This is a genomic window from Tepidanaerobacter sp. GT38, assembly GCF_021991635.1.
GTDB lineage: Bacteria > Bacillota > Thermosediminibacteria > Thermosediminibacterales > Tepidanaerobacteraceae > DTU063.
On record NZ_JAFFJA010000021.1, the window covers coordinates 1 to 21,357 of the forward strand.

Here is a 21,357-nt window from a genome sequence, read left to right on the forward strand (position 1 = left end):
TGACATTTTCATGCGATAATTAACTATGTTTTGGTCCATTTTTAGGTGACATTTTTAAAAGATATTGACAGATAAGCAGGCAAGCGCTTATGGGTATTAAGTTAGGAAATTGATTAATTACACTAACTTTACTTTGTAACGAGTCTCAAATCTACAGGTACATATTCCGGCACATTTTCTCCGGACATTATCTTGTGAGCATATTCCACTCCCATAGACCCTATAACTTCCGGCATCTGGGCTATAGTTGCAGCCAATTTACCTTCTTCGACAGCTTTTACCGCATCATCTGTAGCATCAAAGCCGACTACCAATATACCTTCTCTTTCTGATGCTTCAATTGCCTGAAGTGCTCCTAATGCCATTTCATCGTTTTGGCAAAATACAGCATCAATTTCCGGTTGAGCTTGTAAGATATTTTCCATGACGCTCAGACCTTTTTGTCTGTCAAAATCAGCCGGCTGAGATGCTATTACTTCAATGTCCGAATCTTTTATAGCTTCCTCGAACCCTTTTCCTCTGTCTCTTGCTGCAGAAGTTCCCGGGATTCCCTGCAGTTGAACTACTTTGCCTTTGCCATTTAATTGTTGAATTATGAACTCACCGGCCATTTTGCCACCAGCCACATTGTCCGATGCTATATGTACTTTCACATCGCCGTCGCTGGCACTTCTGTCAAGAGTGACAACCGGAACATTTTTGTCATTGGCTAGTTTTACGGCATTTGCCACTGCATCACTGTCTACCGGATTTATCAACAATACATCTATCCCCTGTTGCAAAACGTCCTCCACATTAGATAACTCTTTTGAAGACTCATCCTGGGAATCGAGTACCACCAATTCGTAACCCAGTTCGGCAGCTTTTGTTTCCACTCCTTCTCTCAGAGTAACAAAAAATGGATTGTTCAATGTTGATATCACTAAACCAATTTTTCCTTTGGTTTGAGTCTGCTCTGGAGCTTCCGACTCACCATTGCCTTCATTACTTTGTCCTCCACAACCTGTTAAAACACCAACCGCTAACAACGCCACTAATGATAGAGCCAACAACTTTCTAAAGTTTTTCATTTTGAAAAACCTCCCCCTTATTTATATTTTTTATTACTAGAGCTAAAATTTAGCTCTTTCGCCTATCTAATAGGACTGCAATCAGAATTACTACGCCCTTTACAAACTGCTGATAATAGGATGAGACATTGAGCAAATTTAACCCGTTATTTAGCACTCCAATTATCAGGGCCCCTATAAAAGTCCCGGCAATATGGCCTTCTCCCCCCGCAAGGCTCGTGCCTCCTAATACCACAGCAGCAATTGCGTCAAGCTCCGCTCCTGAACCGGCTGTAGGAGGTGCGGAGTTTAATCTTGAAGCAATAATTATTCCGCTTAGTGCGGCCGTAAATCCGGAAATTGCATAAACTAAAGTTTTTACGAGTTTGGTATTTATGCCGGTAAGCTTGGCAGCACTTTCATTGCTGCCTACTGCATAGATATACCTCCCTGTTCTTGTTTGAGACAATATGTAATAGGCAACTAGAAGCGCTCCTATCGTGATTATCACCGGAATAGGAATTTGCCCTAAATAACCATTTCCTATTAAGTAAAAACCATCACCTAAACCTGTAATTGGTTGACCGTTAGAATAAACCAAAGTTGCCCCCCGTGCCATTGTCATCATAGCCAGTGTAGCAATAAACGGTGGAACGTTGCCTTGAGTAACAATTAAACCATTTGTAAGGCCAAGAAGCGCCCCAACCACTAAACCTGTCAATATGGCCACAGCCGCCGAAGTATTATTATGGGCCATATTTGCCGCTATTGCACTGGAAAAAGCTAGTATTGACCCTACTGAAAGGTCTATGCCGCCGGTTAAAATCACAAAGGTCATCCCAACGGCAATTATCGCATTTAAGGATGTCTGTCTTAATACATTAAACAGATTTGAATAGGTTAGAAACCTAGGACTTAGCACCGATAAAATTGCACTTAATAATAATAGACCAATTATTGACCTTAATTTCAAAAACATGTTGTGTAACGTGTTGTTTCTTACGATAGGATTTGGATGATTCAATCCAAGGACCTCCCTATAGGTTTACTGCACATTTCATGATCTTTTCCTGTGTTGCTTCTTCATGGGTGAATTCTCCCGTAATCCTGCCGTTGTGCATCACTATAATTCTGTCACATATTCCTAAAATTTCCGGCAATTCCGATGAGATTACGATTATACCTATGCCCCTTTGCTTTAGTTGGTTGATAATATTATATATTTCTACTTTGGCCCCCACATCCACCCCTCTGGTAGGTTCGTCTAATATGAGGACTTTAGGTTTGGTCATCATCCAGCGGGCAAGAAGCAATTTTTGCTGGTTTCCTCCGCTTAAATTTATGACCCTCTCGTACAATGATGGCGTCCTTATGTTAAGCTTTTCTATATAGCCGTCGGCTTCTCTGACCTCGCGATTTTTGGAAATTCTGCCCGTAGCAGTAACGAAATCGTTTAATGTTGAAATGGTCATGTTGAATAACACGTCGTGCTCAAAAAACAGGGCTTCTTGCTTTCTGTCTTCAGTAAGATAAACTATCCCCATCTCGATGGCCTGCTGGGGGCTCTTAATTTTAACAGGTTTCCCCTCAAATATTATTTCTCCTGAATATCTGTTTGCGCCGAATATAGTTTTGGCCAATTCAGTCCTTCCTGCCCCCACAAGGCCTGAAAAACCTAGAACCTCACCTGAGTAAAGCTGAAAATTTATATCTTCTAAAACACCCGGGATATGCAAATTCATAATTTCAATTATCTTTTCACCGGTTTCCATGCAAACCCTGGGGAATTTATCCTCCAATTTTCTGCCAACCATCATCTGAATCAGGTCATCTGTATTGGTTTCAGATACTTTTACCGTTCCGATATTTTTGCCGTCCCGCAACACTTCTACTCTGTCAGCTATTTTAAAAATCTCTTCTATTTTATGACTTATGTATATGATCCCCTTACCTTCATTTTTTAAAGTTTGTATAACATTAAATAAAAATTCCGTTTCTTGAGATGTCAGCGTATCTGTGGGTTCGTCCATAACAATAATGTTACCATCCATTGATAAAACACGAGCAATCTCCACCATCTGTCCAACGGCCACGCTGTAGTCTTTAACGGGCTTTGTTACATCAATGTTTTTTACACCTAAATAAGACAAAATTTCTTCGCTTCGGCTCTTCATATAATTCCAGTCAATTCTATTTAGTATACTAATCTTTTCCCGGCCTAAAAATATATTTTCCATTATCGAAAGGTGCGGCAAAAGGCTCAGCTCTTGATGAATGATTCCTATACCATATTCCAAAGCCTGTCTTGGAGAATTTATTTGGATCTCTTCATCTCTCAAAAAAATTTGTCCTTGGTCTCGGCTGTATACTCCTCCTAAAATTTTCATCAGCGTGGATTTGCCTGCCCCGTTTTCCCCGAGCAGCGCTAAAACCTCTCCCTCATTTAGCTCTAAATCTACATTATCAAGTGCTTTAACTCCGGGAAAGCTTTTGCTGATCCCCCTCATGTTTAATAGCAACTAAAACACCACCCCGGATTGCAGTATAATATTTGCAAACGGTTTGAATTCACCGGTGCGGATGACGGCCTGCGCTTTGGCTGTCTGATTTTTGAAATCATTGTGGGTTATTTCCTCAATTTCAACATCTTTAAATCTCTCATTTATTATTTTATAAAGGTTTGCATTTTGCTGCTTCATCTCTGATGCTATAGTAACTTTTTCTACGCTCATCTCTGTTAATACAGCATCAAGCACATCCAAGAATGAGGGTTTCCCCGGAATCAAGGCCAAGTCTATTCGTTGCACACCTTTAGGAACGGGCAGCCCTGCGTCAGATATTACTATGGTATCGGTATGGCCAAGTTTTGATATTAAGTATGATATTTCACTGTTTAGGAGCTCCCTCTTTTTCAATTCCTTTTTCTCCTCCTCTTTTTGCTATATGTTAATTTTGGGGTTTTAAAATAAATTCATAAATTGCTTATTAGCTATTGACACTTTAAAAAATATGAGTCCACTGCCTTTCTATTGGGCAGCGATGCCTGGGCACCTTCTTTGCTTATGGTAATTCCGGCTGCATAAGAGGCAAACTTAATTGCTTTTTCAAAGTTCATTCCTTCAGAAAGCCCAACTGTCATACCTGCCACAAAAGAATCCCCGGCTGCCGTTGTATCCACCGGAGTAAAAGGCGGTGCAGGAAAACGCTTAATTCCCTCATGGTTAACAAGCATACAGCCTTTTTCTCCCAAAGTAACAAGTACATTTTTTACGCCTTTACTGTAAAGATGTTCTGCCATTTTTTCCAAGTTGCCGCTATTATTGCAAAGAATTGCAAGCTCAGTCTCATTAGGCAACATCATATATAAATTTTGCAAAGCTTCATCACTTATATTGTGGGCAGGAGCAGGATTTAACATTACCTTTATATTTTTTTCCTTGCACAGACTGATCACATACTCTACAGTGTCAATCGGTATTTCCATCTGTATAATGCAGTAATCTGCATCTTCAAAAAGGTACATGTGTCTTTTAATTTGATTTTTATCGACCTTGCTGTTTGCTCCGGGGTTTACGACAATATTGTTATCACCTTTGTCTGAAACATAAATATAAGCTGTTCCGGTAGGGAATTCCGAGTCAATCTCCACTGCTTTCACATTGACGCCGCTTTCTGTTAAAGCCTTTATAAGTTTTTTCCCGTAAGCATCATCTCCGAGACGCCCTATCATACTGACATTTCCACCCAACCTACTGGCAGCAATGGCTTGATTGGCGCCCTTTCCGCCACCGAATAAGTTTAGTCCTTTTGCAAGCACAGTTTCACCAACCGCCGGAATATGTGGCACTCTTATTACCACATCCATATTTATGCTGCCGACAACCACAACCTTTTTCAACTTTTTACCCCCTCTTTTACTTTTAAGATTTTGCCGGAGGACTCACACTTTTCCTTACAGACAATGTAGGTTTAAACTCCATCTTTGTTTTTTCCAGCTTTTCACCTTTAATGCTTTTTATGAGCATAGCCGCCGATACCATTCCCATAACATGGGTAGGCTGTTTCACCGATGTAAGAGGCGGTGCAAGTATATCAGACATGAAAATATCATCAAAGCCCACTACGGAAATATCCTGAGGTATCTTCAACCCTTGTTCTTGAATCACCTTATATGCACCGTAAGCCATCAAGTCATTGCATGCAAAAATTGCAGTAGCTCCTGCTTTTAAGAGCTTTTTTGCTCCAAATTCACCGCCATTGGTCTTAAAGTTTCCCTCATGTACCAGATGCTCATCAAAGCTTATCCGCATCTCCTCAAGGGCTTTTTTATAACCGCAAAAGCGGTGTTTTGCCAGCTTGTTTTTTAAAGGACCAGTTATACAGCCTATCCTTTTATGGCCGAATTCAGCCAGGTGTTTTGTTGCCATATAACCCCCTGCAAAATTGTCCAAATAGACTGTCATTATATTTTCATCATCCAAAGTACGGTCCAGGACCACTATAGGAAACCCTTCGCTGTTTAACCGCTTAATTGCATTGTGATTTGACAGCGCTGCTGACAGAAATATTATTCCATCAACATGTTTTACTTTTAAAACATTTAGGTACTGAATCTCCTTATCAGGATTATCATCAGTATTGCACAGTATCACATTATAGCCTTCGCAATTGGCTCCATCTTCTACCCCTCTCGCCAGTTCAGCAAAGAAGGCGTTTGATATGTCAGGCACCAGTAGGCCTATGGTATTGGTTTTCTTTGTAACCAAACTTGTAGCCAATGCACTCGGCACATAATTATAGTCGTCTATGATTTTCATTACTTTTTCTCTTGTCTTATCACTTATGTCATCATCTTTTTTATTGATTATTTTAGATACTGTAGTAATTGACACGCCGGCTTTTTTAGCAATATCTTTGATGGTAATGGCCATAATGCATCTTCCAATCTACATAATATGGTATAGCGTATCTTACTAAAACGGTTTACTAAATCGTTTTAGTATATTTTAGTGTTATTGTTTTCAATTTCAAATATGTATTAACTTAGCAAACCCGAGATATATTGATAAAAAACAAGCGTAATTAAAGGACAAAAGATATAATGAAATCTTAAGAAGAGTTTTATTATAATTGTGAAAGTACAACTAGTAGCATATCCGGCAAATAGAGGTCACCCATTTTCATACAATAACTTTGTGGTATAATAAGTAAAAAATCTGGAGGTGGGCTTTGTGAAAAGCTATCGGAAAGAACTTTGGTTTGAGACCAAAAATCGAAGGGAATTTATCAATATCACGCCACAAGTGGAAAAGTGCCTGCAGGAGAGCCAAATAAAAGAGGGGCTGCTTTTGTGCAATGCCATGCATATAACCGCCAGTGTGTTCATAAATGATGATGAAAGCGGCCTTCATCACGATTTTGAAGTCTTTCTGGAAAAGCTGGCTCCTGAAAAGCCCTATAGTCAGTACAAACATAACGGCTTTGAAGACAATGCCGATGCACATCTAAAGCGCACCATCATGGGCCGGGAAGTTGTAGTCGCAGTAACCGACGGCAAACTGGATCTAGGTCCCTGGGAACAAATATTTTACGGTGAGTTTGACGGCAAAAGGCCAAAGCGGGTGCTGGTAAAAATTATAGGGGAATAAATGCCTTAAAAGTCTATCGCCTCATTGGTTATGGCGCTATTTATGCTCATATCTGAACCCTGTGAATAAATATTTTACGGCGAGTTTGACGTCAAAAGGTTTCCTCAAAAGTTTCATATGCAAAAATTAAGCCTCCTTTTGGCCAGTTCCAATGGAGGCTTATTATTCTAAAATTGCTATCATCTTAAATACCGGACTCTAAGTATATGTCTCCCAGCGGGCTAGACTGTTTTTTCAGCTTTCCTTTTTCAACTAAGGTTTCCAAAGCGTCTTTTAATGTCCTTACTTCATATTGCTGTCCAGATGTTTTGTTTATCTCCTCCACTGCTCGTGCAAAGTTTGCCGCATATATGGGCAAATGCGGCTTTATAGCTTCCAACAGTTTATCTTCAGATTTTACGCGATGTATTTGTATCTCATCTAATGGATTTTGGGTATGGGGACTTCTGGTATAGGGGTAGCGCACTCTAATTGCTACAGTCCTGCCAAAGAGAGGTGATGATACGAAAGCATCGCCGGAAGGCAGGTATGGCAGCCGACGAGCCTCTTCCACTTTTATGTCTGTTTCTTCACTTATAGTGGCGATGTCTGATGCCCTAACGGTCCTAAATATTATTTTGGTGTTCAGCTGTGCAGTAACTGTCTCATCCAAGAGCGTCGGCCGCTGGGTGGCAAGCACCAAAAACACTCCATACTTTCGCCCTTCCTGGGCTATTTCGGTAATTATTCCCTTGGTTGCGGCGTCCCGCCCTTTTGGTGCAAAATTATGAGCTTCATCAGTTGCAATGATAAAGGGAGGGAAATACTCCTGTGCCGTTTGGCCCTGCAGCTCGCCGTCTTTATATTCTCTACGCTGTCTGTAGATATTTGACAAAAGGTATGTAGAAAATACCTGCAAAAGCCATATGGGCCCTTGAACTACTACCAGCTTGCCCTGCATCATGGCTTCTTTCACCGGCTTTATGTCGTGGCTGAAAAGCCCCGAATTGTGAAGCCTTCTCAGTCGCCACGTAATCCCCTGCACCGATGGCAGCGGGATATTCTGATACTTTTCCAGGAGCTCCTTCATTTTCTTATACTTGTCCTTTTCCATAGGTTCCAAATCTTGCTTTAAAGCCTGTTCGATTTTGCCCCTTCCCTTTTCTAAGGCTTCGCTCAACAATTCCAGGCGGTCGGAAAAGCTCAAATATGTATCCCCGTGCAGGTGAAGCTCTTCAACGGCACTGGACATGGCATCTGTAAGGGGCGATACCGCCGAAAGGAGTGCCAGCAGATCCTTCCGGGACAAATGTTTAAATTCTACACCTATGTGCTCGCCGATTTGAAATTTTTTAAAATACTGGCTAAAATCTTGGGTTTCACTGATGTTTTCCTGGCTTTCCGAAAACTCCATCTCATAGTGGGGGTCAAGCATTATTGCAGGAAAGCGGTGTTTCATGATCTCTTCCATAATTACCCGAAGGCCAAAAGACTTGCCGGAACCTGAACCCCCGAAAACTCCGATATGGGGATACTGCTGAAATGACCTCAAATCTAGAAAAAATGGCACATTTTGTGTTTTATAAAGCTTGCCTCGGGAGTACATGTCACAAAGGCCTTTTAGATCATCTTCCATGGTAGCAGCAGTCTCTTCTGTATTTTTAATTTCTCCAAGTAAAAGGGCATCTTCCCGCTTTCCCTTTAATAAATACCCCCTGACCTCATCAAAAGCCGGCAATCTCACCGGGCAGCCGGTGACGATGGGAAAGTTAGCCTCGGTCAGGAGCTTTACCTTTGCAATATTTATCTCATCTTCACTTATTGAGTATCCCAAATGCTTTAAAGACTCAATCACATCCGCATCATGAAGGCCGCTGCCGATTGAAAGTGGAATAAATCGGTTATATGAATTGCTCTCCACTACTTCTCCTATGAGGTTTCCCTGATAAGGATCCTCTATAACTACAAGCTCATTTATGCGAAACTTTCTCTCTTTAGAAGCTACATAAACTTCATGAGGTGTAGTAAGGCCCACTACTTGCATAGCTTATCCTCCTAAAATTCCCGTTTTTCCCGCTTAGGTCTTATAAACTCAACGTAATCTTCACCCAGATAAGTGCTCAAAAGCCCTTCCATGACCTTATCGGAAATTCTAACGGATTTATCTATAATATCAAGCCACAAGGGAATCCCGCGCCCATCTTTGGGTGTCAATGTATATACCAGGTTTGCCACCTCATTTAAATATATCTGCTGCTCTTCCAGTAAGTCAATACCTATGGGTTTTGGATCAATGGACGAACGCATAAAAAAGGTTCGAAAACCTTCTTTAAAAAGACCTTGAGCTATTTCCAGCCTTTCCCCCACATCTAAAAGTCCAAACAGTATTTCCCAATCTGAAGCATGATGGATAGCCTCTGCTAAATCATCTTTCAAGCACTGGCTTATTAGGTTTGTAGAAATCCCTTCTACTACGCCTACCAATATGATGTTTTTTGCAAGGGCAAGGCTCTTTAGCTTTTGCCAAAGAGGAGGGGCCTCAATTTTATATCTCACCAGGGAACCATCTAGCAATATTACCTTTGGAGAATACTCATCAATTGCTGCCACTGCTGCCTTTACTTCAAGACCTGCCAGGTTGCGCTTTACAAATTCCCTGTACTCTTCTTCACTTGAAAAATTCCCCATGGTAATGGGTGATAAGGCATCTGTGATTGTTATGGCACTTTCATCATTGCTGCAAGGCTTTGCCATGGCCTGCTGCAATGTAATTACGTATGGAAAATGACCTTTTGAGCTGTTTGTGGAACCATCTACGCCTACTATTTTGCCTCTTTCGACAATACGCAACAAATCTTTCTTCCCAAGCCTATGGCATTTGGCGAAAGTTCCAATTCCTTTGTCACTTATCATATTCCTTAAAGTATCTAACGAAGGCCTTTGTTTGAGCCGCAAGCGCATTTCGTTGGCAACTTGCTCAAATCTCTGCTTTAATGATATATCTAAATCTAGCAAAATTTTCACCACCTGATAAAAATCCATTGACTTTTTTTGGTATTTTTGGTATCCTTTATATGGGGTAAATGTCGAATTTTGAATATTGGGGGCGAATACAATGAAATCAACGGGAATTGTGCGAAAAGTTGACGATCTAGGGCGTGTTGTTATTCCGATTGAATTAAGGCGCACACTAGGCATTTCACAAAAGGATCCGCTAGAAATCTATGTAGACACAGATAAGATTATTCTAAAAAAATATTTGCCTGCCTGTATTTTTTGCGGCAATGCAGAAGAGTTGATTAATTTTAACGGTAAGAGCATCTGTAAAGACTGTGCAACAGTAATAAAGAACAGCCTGGAAAGTGATACGCCCATCTATGCAAACCCTGAAACTGTTGAAACAGCATTTAAAAATGCGGTTACAAATGTCTAGGTTTATGTTTTGAAAGCCAAAAGAAGAGACTTATTTTTTAGGTCTCTTCTTTTTTATATATTTTAAGCTTTTAACTTGGCTTTAATTATATCATTTGTCAAATTTTGTGTAAAGCATTATCTGTGCTTTTTTTTTTATAATCAGCCCATCTTCTCCCAGCTCTGCTGTAGGTTTAGCCATGGCTCCCGGAACACGGGCCATGACAGACTAATACAGGAATGCCATCAAAATCCAGTACCGTGCTATTTTTGACAAGCTTAAACTCTTGCCTTTGTATTTACGGCTTTTTGCAGTATTCGTCTGTCATTTCTCTGGACCTTTTGGTGGCACTTTCAACCGCATTCATAAATGCACCTGTAATGTCGGCATTTTCTAAAGCTGCAAGGCCAGCCATTGTAGTGCCGCCAGGGGTTGTAATTTGCCGTATGAGCTGCTGGGGAGCTTCTCCTGTGGAAAGGGCCATTTTAGCAGCCCCATAAACGGTCTGATATGTGAGCTCCTCAGCAAGGGACCGTGAAAGCCCCAGTTTCACACCAGCCGAAATCATAGCCTCCATCATCAGATATACATAAGCGGGGCCGCTTCCGGAAAGACCAGTCACCACATCTATCATCTCTTCTTCTACAATTACCACTTTGCCAATTGAAGCAAAAATCCTCTTTGCAAAATCCACTGCCTGTTCATCAGCATATCTGCCAATGGCAATTCCGGTAGCTGATTCTTTTACTCTGCATGAAGTGTTGGGCATAATTCTTATAACAGGAATTTCTTTGCCTAAACTTGCCTCTATAAATTCCGTAGTTATTCCGGCAGCCACTGAAAGTATCACATGCTCTGAAGTTACCAACTCTTTTATTGCCGCCAGCAGTTCTGCCACATCTTTTGGCTTTACGGAAATTAGTAAGTATTTGCAGTTTGAAGTTATTTCCCTATAATCTCTTGTGGTTTTTAGGCCGTATTTTTCTTTGAAAAATTTTAGCCTTTCTTCATTGCTCCTATTCGTTATGTATACATCTTCTGGTAAAACCACTTTCTCTGCCAAAATTCCTTCTAAGATGGCTTCAGCCATTGAGCCGGCACCGATGACACCTAAGCCTTCATGTCTCACGGTCCTCCTCCTTTCCATGTTCATCTGTTAATATCCGGTATGCCTCATTCCTTGAAAGCCCAAGTTCCTTGGCAGCTTTTCTGAGTGCCTGATTTTTGGCATAGCCTTTTGATATATTCTTTTCAAACATCGCTTTAAGCTTTGATTTTAATTGGTCAAGTGAAAGCTCATCTTCAAAAAGGGTAGCAGGTCCTCTTTCATTGTTTATATGCTGTTTTGCACCTTCCAGCACAATTACCATTTCTCCTTTGGGCTTTGCTTCTTCAAACCTTTGTATCAAATCTTCCAAAGTCCCTCTGGCAAATTCCTCATGTATCTTAGTCATTTCTCTGGCAACGGCTGCCTTTCGGTTTCCAAAAGTGTCCTTTAAAACCTTTAATGTTTTTATGATGCGATGAGGTGCCTCATAAAATATAATGGTGCGCTGTTCTGTGGCAAGCTCAAATAAACGCCTGTCTCTATCCTGGTTTTTTTTAGGCAAAAACCCTTCAAATACAAATCGCTCTGTAGAAAGGCCTGAAGCCACTAGGGCACATATAGCGGCTATGGCTCCAGGCAGCGGCACTATATTTATACCTGCTTTTATAGCATCTTTTACTAAATCTTCACCCGGGTCGGAAATTCCCGGAGTTCCGGCATCAGTCACAAGGGCTATGTTTTTCCCTTCTTGAAGTAGAGAAATCAGCCTGGGCCCTTGGCTTTTCTTGTTGTGTTCGTGGTAACTGATAAGGGGCGTTTTGATATTAAAATGATTGAGCAGCTTTAGAGTTACTCGTGTGTCCTCCGCAGCTATGTAATCAACCTCGTTTAATATTTTCAAAGCCCTTAAGGTAATATCCTCCAAATTGCCTATGGGAGTTGGGCATAAATATAAAATGCCGTGTTTTTCCATATTTTACCTCTTAATTACGAAATTAAGCCAAGATTCTTTAAGGATTTTTCTAAAACAGCTCTTGTTCCCGCATCGGCTTCACTAAGTGGCAGTCTAAGTCCTCCAACGGGAACGCCAATCATGTTGAGGGCTGTTTTTACCGGAATGGGGTTTGAAACTACAAACAGTGTTTTAAATATATCAAAGAGCTTCAGGTGTATCTCTTCGGCTTTTTTAGTATTGCCCTCTTCAAAGCTCATTATCATCTCTTTGATATCTTTTCCCACTATATGGGATGCCACACTGATGACACCTTTTGCACCCAATGCAAGCATGGGCAGTGTCAGGCTGTCATCACCGCTGTAAACTTCAAGATTTGGCGCTAAAACCCGGGTTTTGCTGGTCTTTTCCAGATTGCCTCCCGCTTCCTTTACAGCAACTACGTTGTCTATCTCAGCGAGCCTTGCCAAGGTTTCAGGTTCTATTGTTACAGCCGTTCTGCCCGGCACGTTATAAAGCACTACAGGAATATCCACTGCCTCTGCAATTGACTTAAAGTGCTGGTAAAGGCCTTCCTGGGTGGGTTTATTATAGTAAGGTGAAACTAAAAGCAAGCTGTCTACGCCAACTTCTTCAGCCTTTTTTGAAAGCTCGATGCTATGTAATGTGGAGTTGCTTCCGGTGCCTGCCATGATCTTAGCCCTGGAACCTGCTATTTCTTTGCAGGCTTTAAACAATTGCAGTTTTTCCTCATCGGACAGAGTAGGCGATTCTCCGGTAGTACCTGCTACGAGCAAAGTATCGGTCCCTGTTGCCAGCAGGTGTTCCACTAAGTTTTCAAGAGCCTTATAATCTACCCGCAACTGTTCATCAAAAGGTGTCACCATAGCAGTTATAACTCTTCCAAGGTCCATACGTCTTCCTCCTTAAAATTTTTTTGTAAGATTTTATAATACATATATAGCCCCACAGCTTTAAACTGTAGGGCTAAAAATATAATTACCTTCTGTTACGGCCCACCCCTGCTATGACTAAGAGCCTCAAAAGCTGCATAACAGCCATTAGCGTGGCAGCCACATAAGTGAGAGCTGCAGCGCTTAAAACCGCTCTCACTGCTCCTCTTTCACTTCTGTCGATAAAACCGTAATCCTCCAAAACAGCTACGGCTCTGCTGCTGGCATTGTATTCAACAGGTAACGTTATTAGCTGAAACAAAACCGCCAATGAAAACAGCATTATTCCCAGCATCATGAGAGTATCTGCTCTAAACAAAAGACCCATGAAAAACAGCGGAAATGCCATTTGTGAACCTATGCCTGCTGCAGGCACTATTGCATTTCTAAGAGCCAGAGGCACATATCCCACATCGTGCTGTATAGCATGGCCGCACTCGTGGGCAGCTACTCCAAGGGCTGCCAGTGACCTGCCATTATATACTTCACTGGAAAGTTTTAAAACTTTCCGCCTAGGATCATAGTAGTCAGATAATCTTCCGCCCTGCATCTCTACTGAAACATCGTAAATGCCGCTCTGCCTTAGTATTTCCCGAGCCACATCAGCTCCCGTCATGCCGCTTCTTGACGGAACGCGAAGATACTTTTCAAATGTAGTTGTTACTTTAGATTGGGCATATAGGGCAAGCAAGAGTGCAGGTAGCAGAATTATTGTGGTAGCATCCCAAAAGAACAAGGAAATCCCTCCTTCTGGTAAGAATATACCCTTAAGGGGTATATATAAATAATATACGATTTTATTCCATTTCGTCAAGAATCAGACTTCTACAATATCCACTTCTTCCACGGGAAATTCTAATATGGATTTATTTTCATCAAGCTGAACTCTGATGGTCTCCTGTGGTTTGTATACTCCAACTACAGTTCCTTCACCGGCGGGTGTTATTACTTTATCGCCTACATCCGGATATTTTACGGTGCTGTCTTCGTATGATTCGCTTTCAAATCTTAAGCAGCACATCAATCTGCCGCAAAGGCCTGAAATTTTTGTGGGATTCAATGACAGGTTTTGCTGTTTTGCCATTTTTATGGATACTGGGTCAAAATCCCCCAGAAATGTGCAGCAACATATGCACCGGCCGCAAGGCCCGATGCCCCCTACCATCTTGGCTTCATCCCTTACTCCGATCTGGCGAAGTTCTATTCTGGTTCGAAATACCGCCGCCAGGTCTTTTACCAGCTCCCGAAAATCAACCCTGCCGTCTGCAGTAAAGTAAAAGATGAGCTTGCTCCTGTCAAAAGTGTATTCCACATCTATCAGTTTCATATTTAACTGGTGTTTTTCTATTTTTTTGATGGCTATTTCTTCTGCTTCTAACGCCTTTTGGCGGTTTTCCTTAACGATGGCTTCATCTTCCGGTGTAGCTTTTCTCATCACATCTTTAAGAGGTGTGATAATATCTTCTTCTTTTACATCCTTTGGGCCTATAACCACTTCACCGTATTCAACGCCTCTGCTGGTTTCCACTATGACCTTGTCACCTACGTTAAGGTCTAAAGCACCGGGATTAAAGTAATATACTTTTCCTGCTTTTTTAAATCTTACTCCGACTACTGTTATCAATCAAACTACCTCCTCGAGGCCCATAAGCAAATTATACCAAATCAAGTTCTGGTTTCCTCTGGATTTTGTGGCTTTAAGCTGCTCACTTGCAACTTCTATAGACAAAAGTATGGCATTTAGAGTAAGCTGCGCAGCAAATTTATAAATTATAGATTCTAAATCACCGTTTATAAAGGCTACGCTGCTATTAGTTTTTGCAACCAATACATCTCTATACAATGAAATAATAAACTCCAGTATCTCCTCGGCCTTCTCATCAGTTTCTGAAAGTTGCGTTACTAGGGCACCAAGTTCACTAATTTTTTTGCTGTGCACTATGTGAAGCAGTAAATTTGCAATACTCTGTCTAGTATTTATGGAAATCAAGGGTTTTACTTCTTGAGAGAAATCCCGTATCTGGCACCTTGAAATGACAGTAGGAATCAGCTGCTTCAGATTGCTGGAAAGCAGTACGATAATGCTTTCTGTAAGGGGCTCTTCCAGGGTTTTAAGTAGCGCATTTTGAGCCTGAGGTGTCATGGTGTGAGCTTGATGGAGTATATAAAGCTTTTTGTTGCCTTCAACCGGTTTTTCCGCTAAATCCAAAATCAATTGTCTTACCTGCTCTATTTTTATGGAAGCACCTTCCGGATAGACATGGACTACATCTGGATGCACATCATTCTGGATCTTTCTGCAGGAGTTACAAAATCCGCACGGGGACATCTGGCTATTTTTGCAATTTGCGATTTGGGCAAGTTTTAAAGCTTCTTTTGTAGTTTCGTCTTCCGCGCCTAAAAAAATATATGCATGGGATATATTATTCAATGTACCACCTCAAGCGTATAAATCTAAAAGCAATCCGCGAATTTCATCTACCAGTGCCAAAACTTTAAGGGAATCTTGATTTTTTGAAAGCAGTTCTTTACCTAAGTCAACTAGTTTTTGATTTACGGTTTTGACAATAGACAGTATTTTGGTACGGCCAAAGCGAGCACCGAGCCTTTCTTCCCTAAAAGAGAAGCCTTGAGAAATGCACATTTTTAAAAAACCTGCTATCCTTTGCTTAAATTCCTTAAAATCTGAAAGAGACATGGTTTTGACGAGCCTTTTGCCTATCTCTGATATGGTATCCAGCTCCATATCAATTGTTTGTTTTAATTTGGTGCTTTCGGCAGCTCTAAGTTGCTCATCAAAGCCAGGCTGTCCCTTTTCATGATGCGTTTTTATGTCACTTTTTAGGTGATAGTTCGTTGACAGATTTACTCTCATAGCTTTACAAACCTTTCTATATCTATATAAAATAATGGCACTTCTCATTACTACTTAGGCCGGTTCCGAAAAAACTAACAGAAAGTGGTTATCATTGTTGAAATATTCATATAGATTATAAGGTTATTATACCTGATTTTTTAAGCTCAAACAATATTGTTTTAAATATCTCATGGGGGCTTTGAGAAGCATCCACCACTTTTATGCGATCAGGATATATTTCCGACAGCTTCAAAAAGCCCTCTCTTACCTTTCTATGAAACTCCAAGGCTTCACTTTCCAGTCGGTCTTTTTTGCCAGAAATGCGCTTTAAGGACTGGGCAGGGTCTATATCCAGCACAATTGTCAAATCAGGCCAGACACCTTTTAAAAACCACCCGTTTATATCAGCCAGCTTTTCTATACCCAAGCCTCGTGCCCATCCTTGATAGGCCAGGCTGGAATCTACAAATCTGTCGCATAAAATTATAAAGCCATCATCTAGCGCGGGTTCTATAACCTTTTTTACAAGTTGAGCACGCGAGGCTGCATAAATAAGGGCTTCCGCCTCAGGCACTGGGCTTTCACCTTCAGAAGTAAGCAGCACTTCTCTAAGCTTTTCTCCTAAAGCTGTGCCACCCGGCTCCCGGGTAACAAGCACATTAAAACCTTTTGATTTAAGATAATCGCTGATTTTTCTAACTTGGGTGGTCTTCCCCGCTCCATCAGGCCCTTCAATGGTTATAAACTTTCCTTTCATGGAAAACTCCTCTTTTATAAGTTTTTTCCAATAAACAAGTAGTAAGATGATGGCGGCTTAAAGTGGCAACGGATTTTTATTTACTCTGAACGAACCCCATTATCAACTGCTTATTCTAAGTCATTTAATAAAACCTTTGCTACTTAAAGCTACTGCATCATCTACTATACGATAAAGCATTTACCGGCTGTCACGTTTATACTCATTTCCAGTTATATAATAGTTTCTATAATCACTTGTAGAAAACCCTCATCTGTCACTCCGTGGCAGCGGCCTCCGGATTTTAAGAGTCGGTCTAATATTTCGATGTGCTCCCGTTCTATAACTTCCCCAGGCATGAGCAGTGGAATCCCCGGAGGATACGGCACCAATGCATCTTTTACTATCCGTCCCATTGACTTTTCTAAAGGCAAGTATTCCCCGGGAGTATAAAAGGCGCATCTCGGTTCTATGGCTGCGTTAGGCATTTTATCAGGCCAAATTATGGAGTTTGAAATCTTACCTTTTGTTTTAAAAGTGGCTAGTGCTTTTACTAGCCTATCAATATCGCTCTCGGTATTTGAAAATGTTATTAAAAAATAAACATTGTATAAGTCCGCATATTCTGCATAAATGTTAAACTTTTCTCTAAGCAGTTTTTCCACTTCATATCCGGTGTACCCGGCTGCTGAAACGTTGACCATCAATCGGGACAGATCAATATCATATATGCCCTTTTTCCCCTGAACTTCTCGCCCAACTGCATAAAATGCAGTAAATTTGTTTATATTGCTCCTTGCCATATCAGCAAGCTCCAAAGCCCTGGCAGTTAAAGCCCGCCCTTCAGCTTCCATTATGCTCCTTGCCATGTCTAGCGATGCCATCAATATGTACGAGGGACTGGTAGTTGTTACGAATTTCAAGAAAGATTTCAAGCGCCTTTTGTCAATTCTTTCGCCTTTTACATGGAGCCAGGCACTTTGGGTAAGTGAAGTCATCATCTTGTGAGGGCTTTGAACCCAACTGTCGGCAAACCCTCCTGCGCTTCTTGGAAGGGACGGGTTAAATGCAAAGTGAGGCCCTTGCGCTTCGTCAACTAGCAGGACCTTGTTTTGGCTGTGGACGATTTCAGAAATTGACTCTAAATCGGGACAAAAGCCTTCATACGTGGGATTTGTCAAAAACACAGCTTTAACTTTAGGGCTTTGGGAAAGTGCATTCGCCACAGCTTCTGGTGTCACCTGCGTGTAAACACCTAAATTTTCATCCTTTTCAGGCATAACATAAACTGGTTTTGCTCCAGTTAAAATCAAAGCCGAAAGCACCGATTTATGACTTGCCCGGGAAATTAAAATTTCATCGGAAGGCTGGGCACAAGCACCTATCATGGCAATGACGCCTGAGCTTGCGCCATTTACTAAAAAAAAGGAACTATCTGCACCATAGAGCCTCGCAAGTTTTTCCTGAGCCCATTTTATGGGACCAGAAGGCTCATGTAAATCATCAAGGCCCGGAATTTCCGTCACATCCCAGTTAAAAAGATTGGCCTCCAGTTCCTCTATGATATGTACCGACTTTTTTCCTTTGTGGCCTGGCATGTGAAACCTTGTAGAATCTTTTAAACCATATTTTTTTAGGGCCTCAATGAGGGGCATGTCTAATTCTTTCAAAATTCTTTGCGCTCCCTATACCTTGTTTTTTAATATCAATAAAATGATGGCAAATCTTGTGTTTTCTCTAAATTAAGCAGTTAGATAATGTCAGTGAGTGAATTGTAAATTTTCGTCATGGTTCTTGACGAGATTTTGAAAAATCCGTTAAAAATTTTTACGCGGTGCAACAAATTTGAATAACATCGCTTTTAAGATCTTTTACCTCATTAAAATTGTAAGGTATCAAAGTAAATTTGAGCTTAAAAATTTAGGATTTTTCAAAATCGAGTCCTAGAACCATAGAAAATTTACACTGAATGAACGACATTATCTAACTGCTTTGCTTATGATGTTTTAGTTTAACATAAAATCGCAAGAAGGTAGGCATCCTAATCATGAGGTGAAAATCATGGATTTTGAATGCCCACTTTGTAACGCACTAATCAACGTCAACGAAAACTGTCCCCGGTGCGGAAGTAAAATGGAGGATTACGGCCGGGTTGAAGATTTTTTTGAACCCTATAATCCGTATCTTGACAGGGATTTAGTCTCTATGGGCGAGCCAAAGCATCAATGTATACACTTGTTTGCTTGTCCTGATTGCGGCTATGACAGCCGCATAGTCATAAATCAAATTCCGGTCTAATTTTCAGTAACGACTGCCATAGACGTTATTTTGTCATTTTCTTCTAATTTAATTAAAGTTACGCCTCTGGTGTTGCGGCTCATCTTTGATATATCAGAAGCCAGCATGCGGATCATGATACCCGATGCGGTGCACAGCATGATTTCATCATGTTCGCCGACGACTCTGAGGCCTGCCACAGGCCCTGTCTTTTCGGTGATTTTTTGAAGTATTACTCCTTTGCCGCCCCGGCTCTGGAGTCTAAATTCCTTTTCATGGGTCCGTTTGCCGAAACCTTGTTCAGTAACCACCAGCACATCTTCGCCCTGGCGGACCACATCCATTGATACTACACTGTCACCGGAGCGGAGGCTGATGCCTTTTACACCACAGGCAGTGCGACCGACAGCGCTGACGTCATTTACCGAGAACCTTATGCTCATGCCTTGGCTTGTGCCTAGGATTATTTCATCGTTGCTGTTTACTAACCTGACGCTTATCAATTCGTCATCTTCTCTTAAGGATATGGCTATAAGGCCAGTCTTTCTGGTGCTGTTATATTCTGAAAGCAAAGTCTTCTTTACAATGCCGTTTTTGGTGACAAAAATCAAATAGCGAGCTTCATCAAAGTTCTCAATAGTTATCATGGCATTGACTCTTTCGCCGGGCTTTAATGGAATGAGATTTACAATAGCCGTCCCTCTGGCAGTACGGCTAGCCTCCGGTATTTCATAGGCCTTTAGCTTATACACATTGCCCTGGTTTGTGAAAAACATGACAACATGATGGGTAGTGCCTACAAATATGTGCTCCACAAAGTCTTCATCAACTGTGGTAGCACCTGTTACACCTCGGCCACCCCGCCTTTGACTTCGATAAGTTGATAAAGGCATTCGCTTTACGTAACCCAAATATGTCTTGGTTATTACCACTTCTTCCTCAGCTATCAAATCCTCTATATCCAAATCGTCTTCATCGTGAGTTATTTGAGTTCTGCGCTCATCATTGAACTTCGCTTTTATCTGAAGTATCTCATCTTTGATAATTGAAAGCACCAATTTTTCATCTGACAGCACTTTTTTGTAATACTCAACTTTCTTTAGCAATTCTTCATACTCTTCTTCAATCTTCTCACGTTCCAAAGCTGTAAGCCGTTTAAGCCTCATGTCAAGTATTACTTGCGCCTGTTTTTCGGAAAGGCCGAAAGTCTTCATCAGAGCATCTCGGGCAGTTGCATCATCCTTGGAACGCCTAATTATAGCTATTACTTCGTCAATGTTGTCGAGAGCTATTTTTAAACCTTCTAAAATATGTATTCTCTCTTCGGCTTTAGCCAAATCAAACTTGGTCCTTCTAACGATAACATTTTTCTGATGCTCCAGGTAATAGTAAATCAAATCCCTCAGATTCAAAACCTGAGGCTTATTATCTACAAGGGCCAACATAATAGCACCAAAGGTGCTTTGCATTTGAGTATGTTTGTAAAGTTGATTTAGTATTACACGGGCATTGGCATCCCTTTTTAAATCTATGACAACGCGAATTCCGCTGCGATCACTTTCATCCCTAAGATCTGATATACCCTCTATTTTTTTATCCCGAACCAGCTCTGCTATTTTTTCCAGCATTCTGGCCTTGTTCACCATATACGGAATTTCAGTTACCACAATGCGCTGCCTGGACGAATCTATAGCTTCAATAGTAGCCTTAGCCCTTACAACTATGGAGCCTCTCCCGGTCCTGTACATATCCCTTATGCCGCTGTAGCCTCTAATTATTCCACCTGTGGGAAAATCAGGCCCTTTTATTACCTTCATCAGGTCATCGCTGGTAACATCAGGATTGTCAATCATCATTACTACGCCATCTATAACCTCCCCGAGATTGTGAGGAGGTATATTTGTGGCCATTCCTACTGCAATTCCCGAAGACCCGTTAACTAAAAGGTTGGGAAACCGGGACGGTAAAACACTTGGCTCCTTTTGCGACTCATCGAAGTTTGGTATAAAATCTACTGTGTCCTTGTTTAGGTCAGATAGCATTTCAAGAGCTATTCTTGTCATTCGCGCTTCTGTGTATCGCATAGCTGCCGGCGGATCGCCATCAATAGAACCGAAGTTGCCGTGGCCGTCAACTAAAAGGTAGCGAGTAGAAAAATCTTGAGCAAGGCGCACCATGGCATCATAGATAGCTGCATCACCGTGGGGATGGTAATGCCCCATAACCTCACCTACGATAGTGGCGGATTTTCTGTGAGGCTTATCAGGTGTAAGGGACAGCTGGTTCATGGCATACAGAATTCTTCTGTGAATCGGCTTTAGGCCATCTCTCACATCTGGCAGGGCACGTCCTACTATGACGCTCATGGAATAGTCTATATAAGACTTTTTCATCTCTTCCTCGATTTTAACAGGTATTATTTTCCCGGCTGTTTCTGCCATTTAAC

Annotated in this window: 21 protein-coding genes; 3 read left to right on the top strand and 18 right to left on the bottom strand. The window is 41.3% G+C overall.

The genetic code is table 11. The features are described 5' to 3' along the window. Positions 1–128: 128 nt before the first annotated feature. The 6 genes from rbsB to JT739_RS04240 form a co-directional block, all read right to left on the bottom strand. A complete protein-coding gene (rbsB, locus tag JT739_RS04215; RefSeq protein ID WP_237659849.1) occupies positions 129–1,070 on the bottom strand; it encodes a ribose ABC transporter substrate-binding protein RbsB in 942 nt (313 codons plus the stop codon). 49 nt (positions 1,071–1,119) lie between these two features. After that, positions 1,120–2,073, bottom strand: a complete 954-nt coding sequence (locus JT739_RS04220) for a ribose ABC transporter permease (RefSeq protein ID WP_237659850.1) — start codon at positions 2,071–2,073, stop codon at positions 1,120–1,122. Positions 2,074–2,086: 13 nt separating this feature from the next. Next, the gene (locus JT739_RS04225; RefSeq protein ID WP_370642575.1) at positions 2,087–3,556 is read right to left on the bottom strand and encodes a sugar ABC transporter ATP-binding protein; all 1,470 of its coding nucleotides are present in this window, start codon (positions 3,554–3,556) and stop codon (positions 2,087–2,089) included. A gap of 12 nt (positions 3,557–3,568) precedes the next feature. Further along, the gene (gene rbsD / locus JT739_RS04230; RefSeq protein ID WP_237659852.1) at positions 3,569–3,964 is read right to left on the bottom strand and encodes a D-ribose pyranase; all 396 of its coding nucleotides are present in this window, start codon (positions 3,962–3,964) and stop codon (positions 3,569–3,571) included. A gap of 74 nt (positions 3,965–4,038) precedes the next feature. Continuing rightward, positions 4,039–4,947, bottom strand: coding sequence for a ribokinase (gene rbsK, locus JT739_RS04235; protein ID WP_237659853.1), 909 nt, complete (start codon positions 4,945–4,947; stop codon positions 4,039–4,041). A 22-nt stretch (positions 4,948–4,969) separates the two neighbouring features. Further along, complete coding sequence (locus JT739_RS04240; protein WP_237659854.1) at positions 4,970–5,980, bottom strand: LacI family DNA-binding transcriptional regulator; 1,011 nt, start codon at positions 5,978–5,980, stop codon at positions 4,970–4,972. 300 nt (positions 5,981–6,280) lie between these two features. Here JT739_RS04240 and JT739_RS04245 point away from each other — a divergent pair, with 300 nt between their 5' ends. Beyond that, positions 6,281–6,697, top strand: a complete 417-nt coding sequence (locus JT739_RS04245) for a secondary thiamine-phosphate synthase enzyme YjbQ (protein WP_237659855.1) — start codon at positions 6,281–6,283, stop codon at positions 6,695–6,697. A gap of 184 nt (positions 6,698–6,881) precedes the next feature. Here the strand turns inward: JT739_RS04245 and JT739_RS04250 are convergent, their stop codons facing one another. Beyond that, positions 6,882–8,720, bottom strand: coding sequence for an ATP-binding protein (locus JT739_RS04250; protein WP_237659856.1), 1,839 nt, complete (start codon positions 8,718–8,720; stop codon positions 6,882–6,884). A gap of 11 nt (positions 8,721–8,731) precedes the next feature. Further along, positions 8,732–9,691, bottom strand: a complete 960-nt coding sequence (locus tag JT739_RS04255) for a DNA double-strand break repair nuclease NurA (protein WP_237659857.1) — start codon at positions 9,689–9,691, stop codon at positions 8,732–8,734. Between the two features lie 100 nt (positions 9,692–9,791). Between JT739_RS04255 and JT739_RS04260 the strand changes: the two genes are divergently transcribed. Then, on the top strand, positions 9,792–10,109 hold the full coding sequence (locus JT739_RS04260) for an AbrB/MazE/SpoVT family DNA-binding domain-containing protein (protein WP_237659858.1): 318 nt from the start codon (positions 9,792–9,794) through the stop codon (positions 10,107–10,109). Between the two features lie 277 nt (positions 10,110–10,386). On the opposite strand, the gene proC is transcribed toward JT739_RS04260, so the two are convergent. From proC to JT739_RS04305, 9 genes are all read right to left on the bottom strand, one after another. After that, complete coding sequence (gene proC, locus JT739_RS04265; RefSeq protein ID WP_237659859.1) at positions 10,387–11,217, bottom strand: pyrroline-5-carboxylate reductase; 831 nt, start codon at positions 11,215–11,217, stop codon at positions 10,387–10,389. Then, positions 11,207–12,109, bottom strand: a complete 903-nt coding sequence (rsmI, locus tag JT739_RS04270) for a 16S rRNA (cytidine(1402)-2'-O)-methyltransferase (protein WP_237659860.1) — start codon at positions 12,107–12,109, stop codon at positions 11,207–11,209. The genes proC and rsmI overlap by 11 nt, the downstream gene beginning before the upstream one ends. Positions 12,110–12,123: 14 nt before the next feature. Beyond that, positions 12,124–13,002 carry a 4-hydroxy-tetrahydrodipicolinate synthase gene (dapA, locus tag JT739_RS04275; protein WP_237659861.1) on the bottom strand — a complete coding sequence of 293 codons (879 nt, stop codon included), beginning with the start codon at positions 13,000–13,002 and terminating at the stop codon, positions 12,124–12,126. 85 nt (positions 13,003–13,087) lie between these two features. Then, positions 13,088–13,777, bottom strand: coding sequence for a zinc metallopeptidase (locus JT739_RS04280; RefSeq protein WP_237659862.1), 690 nt, complete (start codon positions 13,775–13,777; stop codon positions 13,088–13,090). 81 nt (positions 13,778–13,858) lie between these two features. Beyond that, positions 13,859–14,665, bottom strand: a complete 807-nt coding sequence (locus JT739_RS04285) for a stage 0 sporulation family protein (RefSeq protein WP_237659863.1) — start codon at positions 14,663–14,665, stop codon at positions 13,859–13,861. Continuing rightward, a complete protein-coding gene (locus tag JT739_RS04290) occupies positions 14,666–15,472 on the bottom strand; it encodes an ATP-binding protein (protein WP_237659864.1) in 807 nt (268 codons plus the stop codon). It lies immediately after the preceding gene. A gap of 9 nt (positions 15,473–15,481) precedes the next feature. Beyond that, the gene (locus JT739_RS04295; RefSeq protein ID WP_237659865.1) at positions 15,482–15,916 is read right to left on the bottom strand and encodes a YaaR family protein; all 435 of its coding nucleotides are present in this window, start codon (positions 15,914–15,916) and stop codon (positions 15,482–15,484) included. 115 nt (positions 15,917–16,031) lie between these two features. After that, positions 16,032–16,655, bottom strand: coding sequence for a dTMP kinase (gene tmk, locus JT739_RS04300; RefSeq protein WP_237659866.1), 624 nt, complete (start codon positions 16,653–16,655; stop codon positions 16,032–16,034). Positions 16,656–16,867: 212 nt separating this feature from the next. Further along, positions 16,868–18,304, bottom strand: a complete 1,437-nt coding sequence (locus JT739_RS04305) for an aminotransferase class I/II-fold pyridoxal phosphate-dependent enzyme (protein WP_237659867.1) — start codon at positions 18,302–18,304, stop codon at positions 16,868–16,870. Positions 18,305–18,695: 391 nt separating this feature from the next. On the opposite strand from JT739_RS04305, the gene JT739_RS04310 reads away from it, so the two are divergent. Continuing rightward, complete coding sequence (locus JT739_RS04310) at positions 18,696–18,932, top strand: hypothetical protein (RefSeq protein WP_237659868.1); 237 nt, start codon at positions 18,696–18,698, stop codon at positions 18,930–18,932. On the opposite strand, the gene gyrA is transcribed toward JT739_RS04310, so the two are convergent. Beyond that, a complete protein-coding gene (gyrA, locus tag JT739_RS04315) occupies positions 18,929–21,352 on the bottom strand; it encodes a DNA gyrase subunit A (RefSeq protein ID WP_237659869.1) in 2,424 nt (807 codons plus the stop codon). The two genes, JT739_RS04310 and gyrA, sit on opposite strands and share 4 nt — an antisense overlap. Positions 21,353–21,357 lie beyond the last annotated feature (5 nt).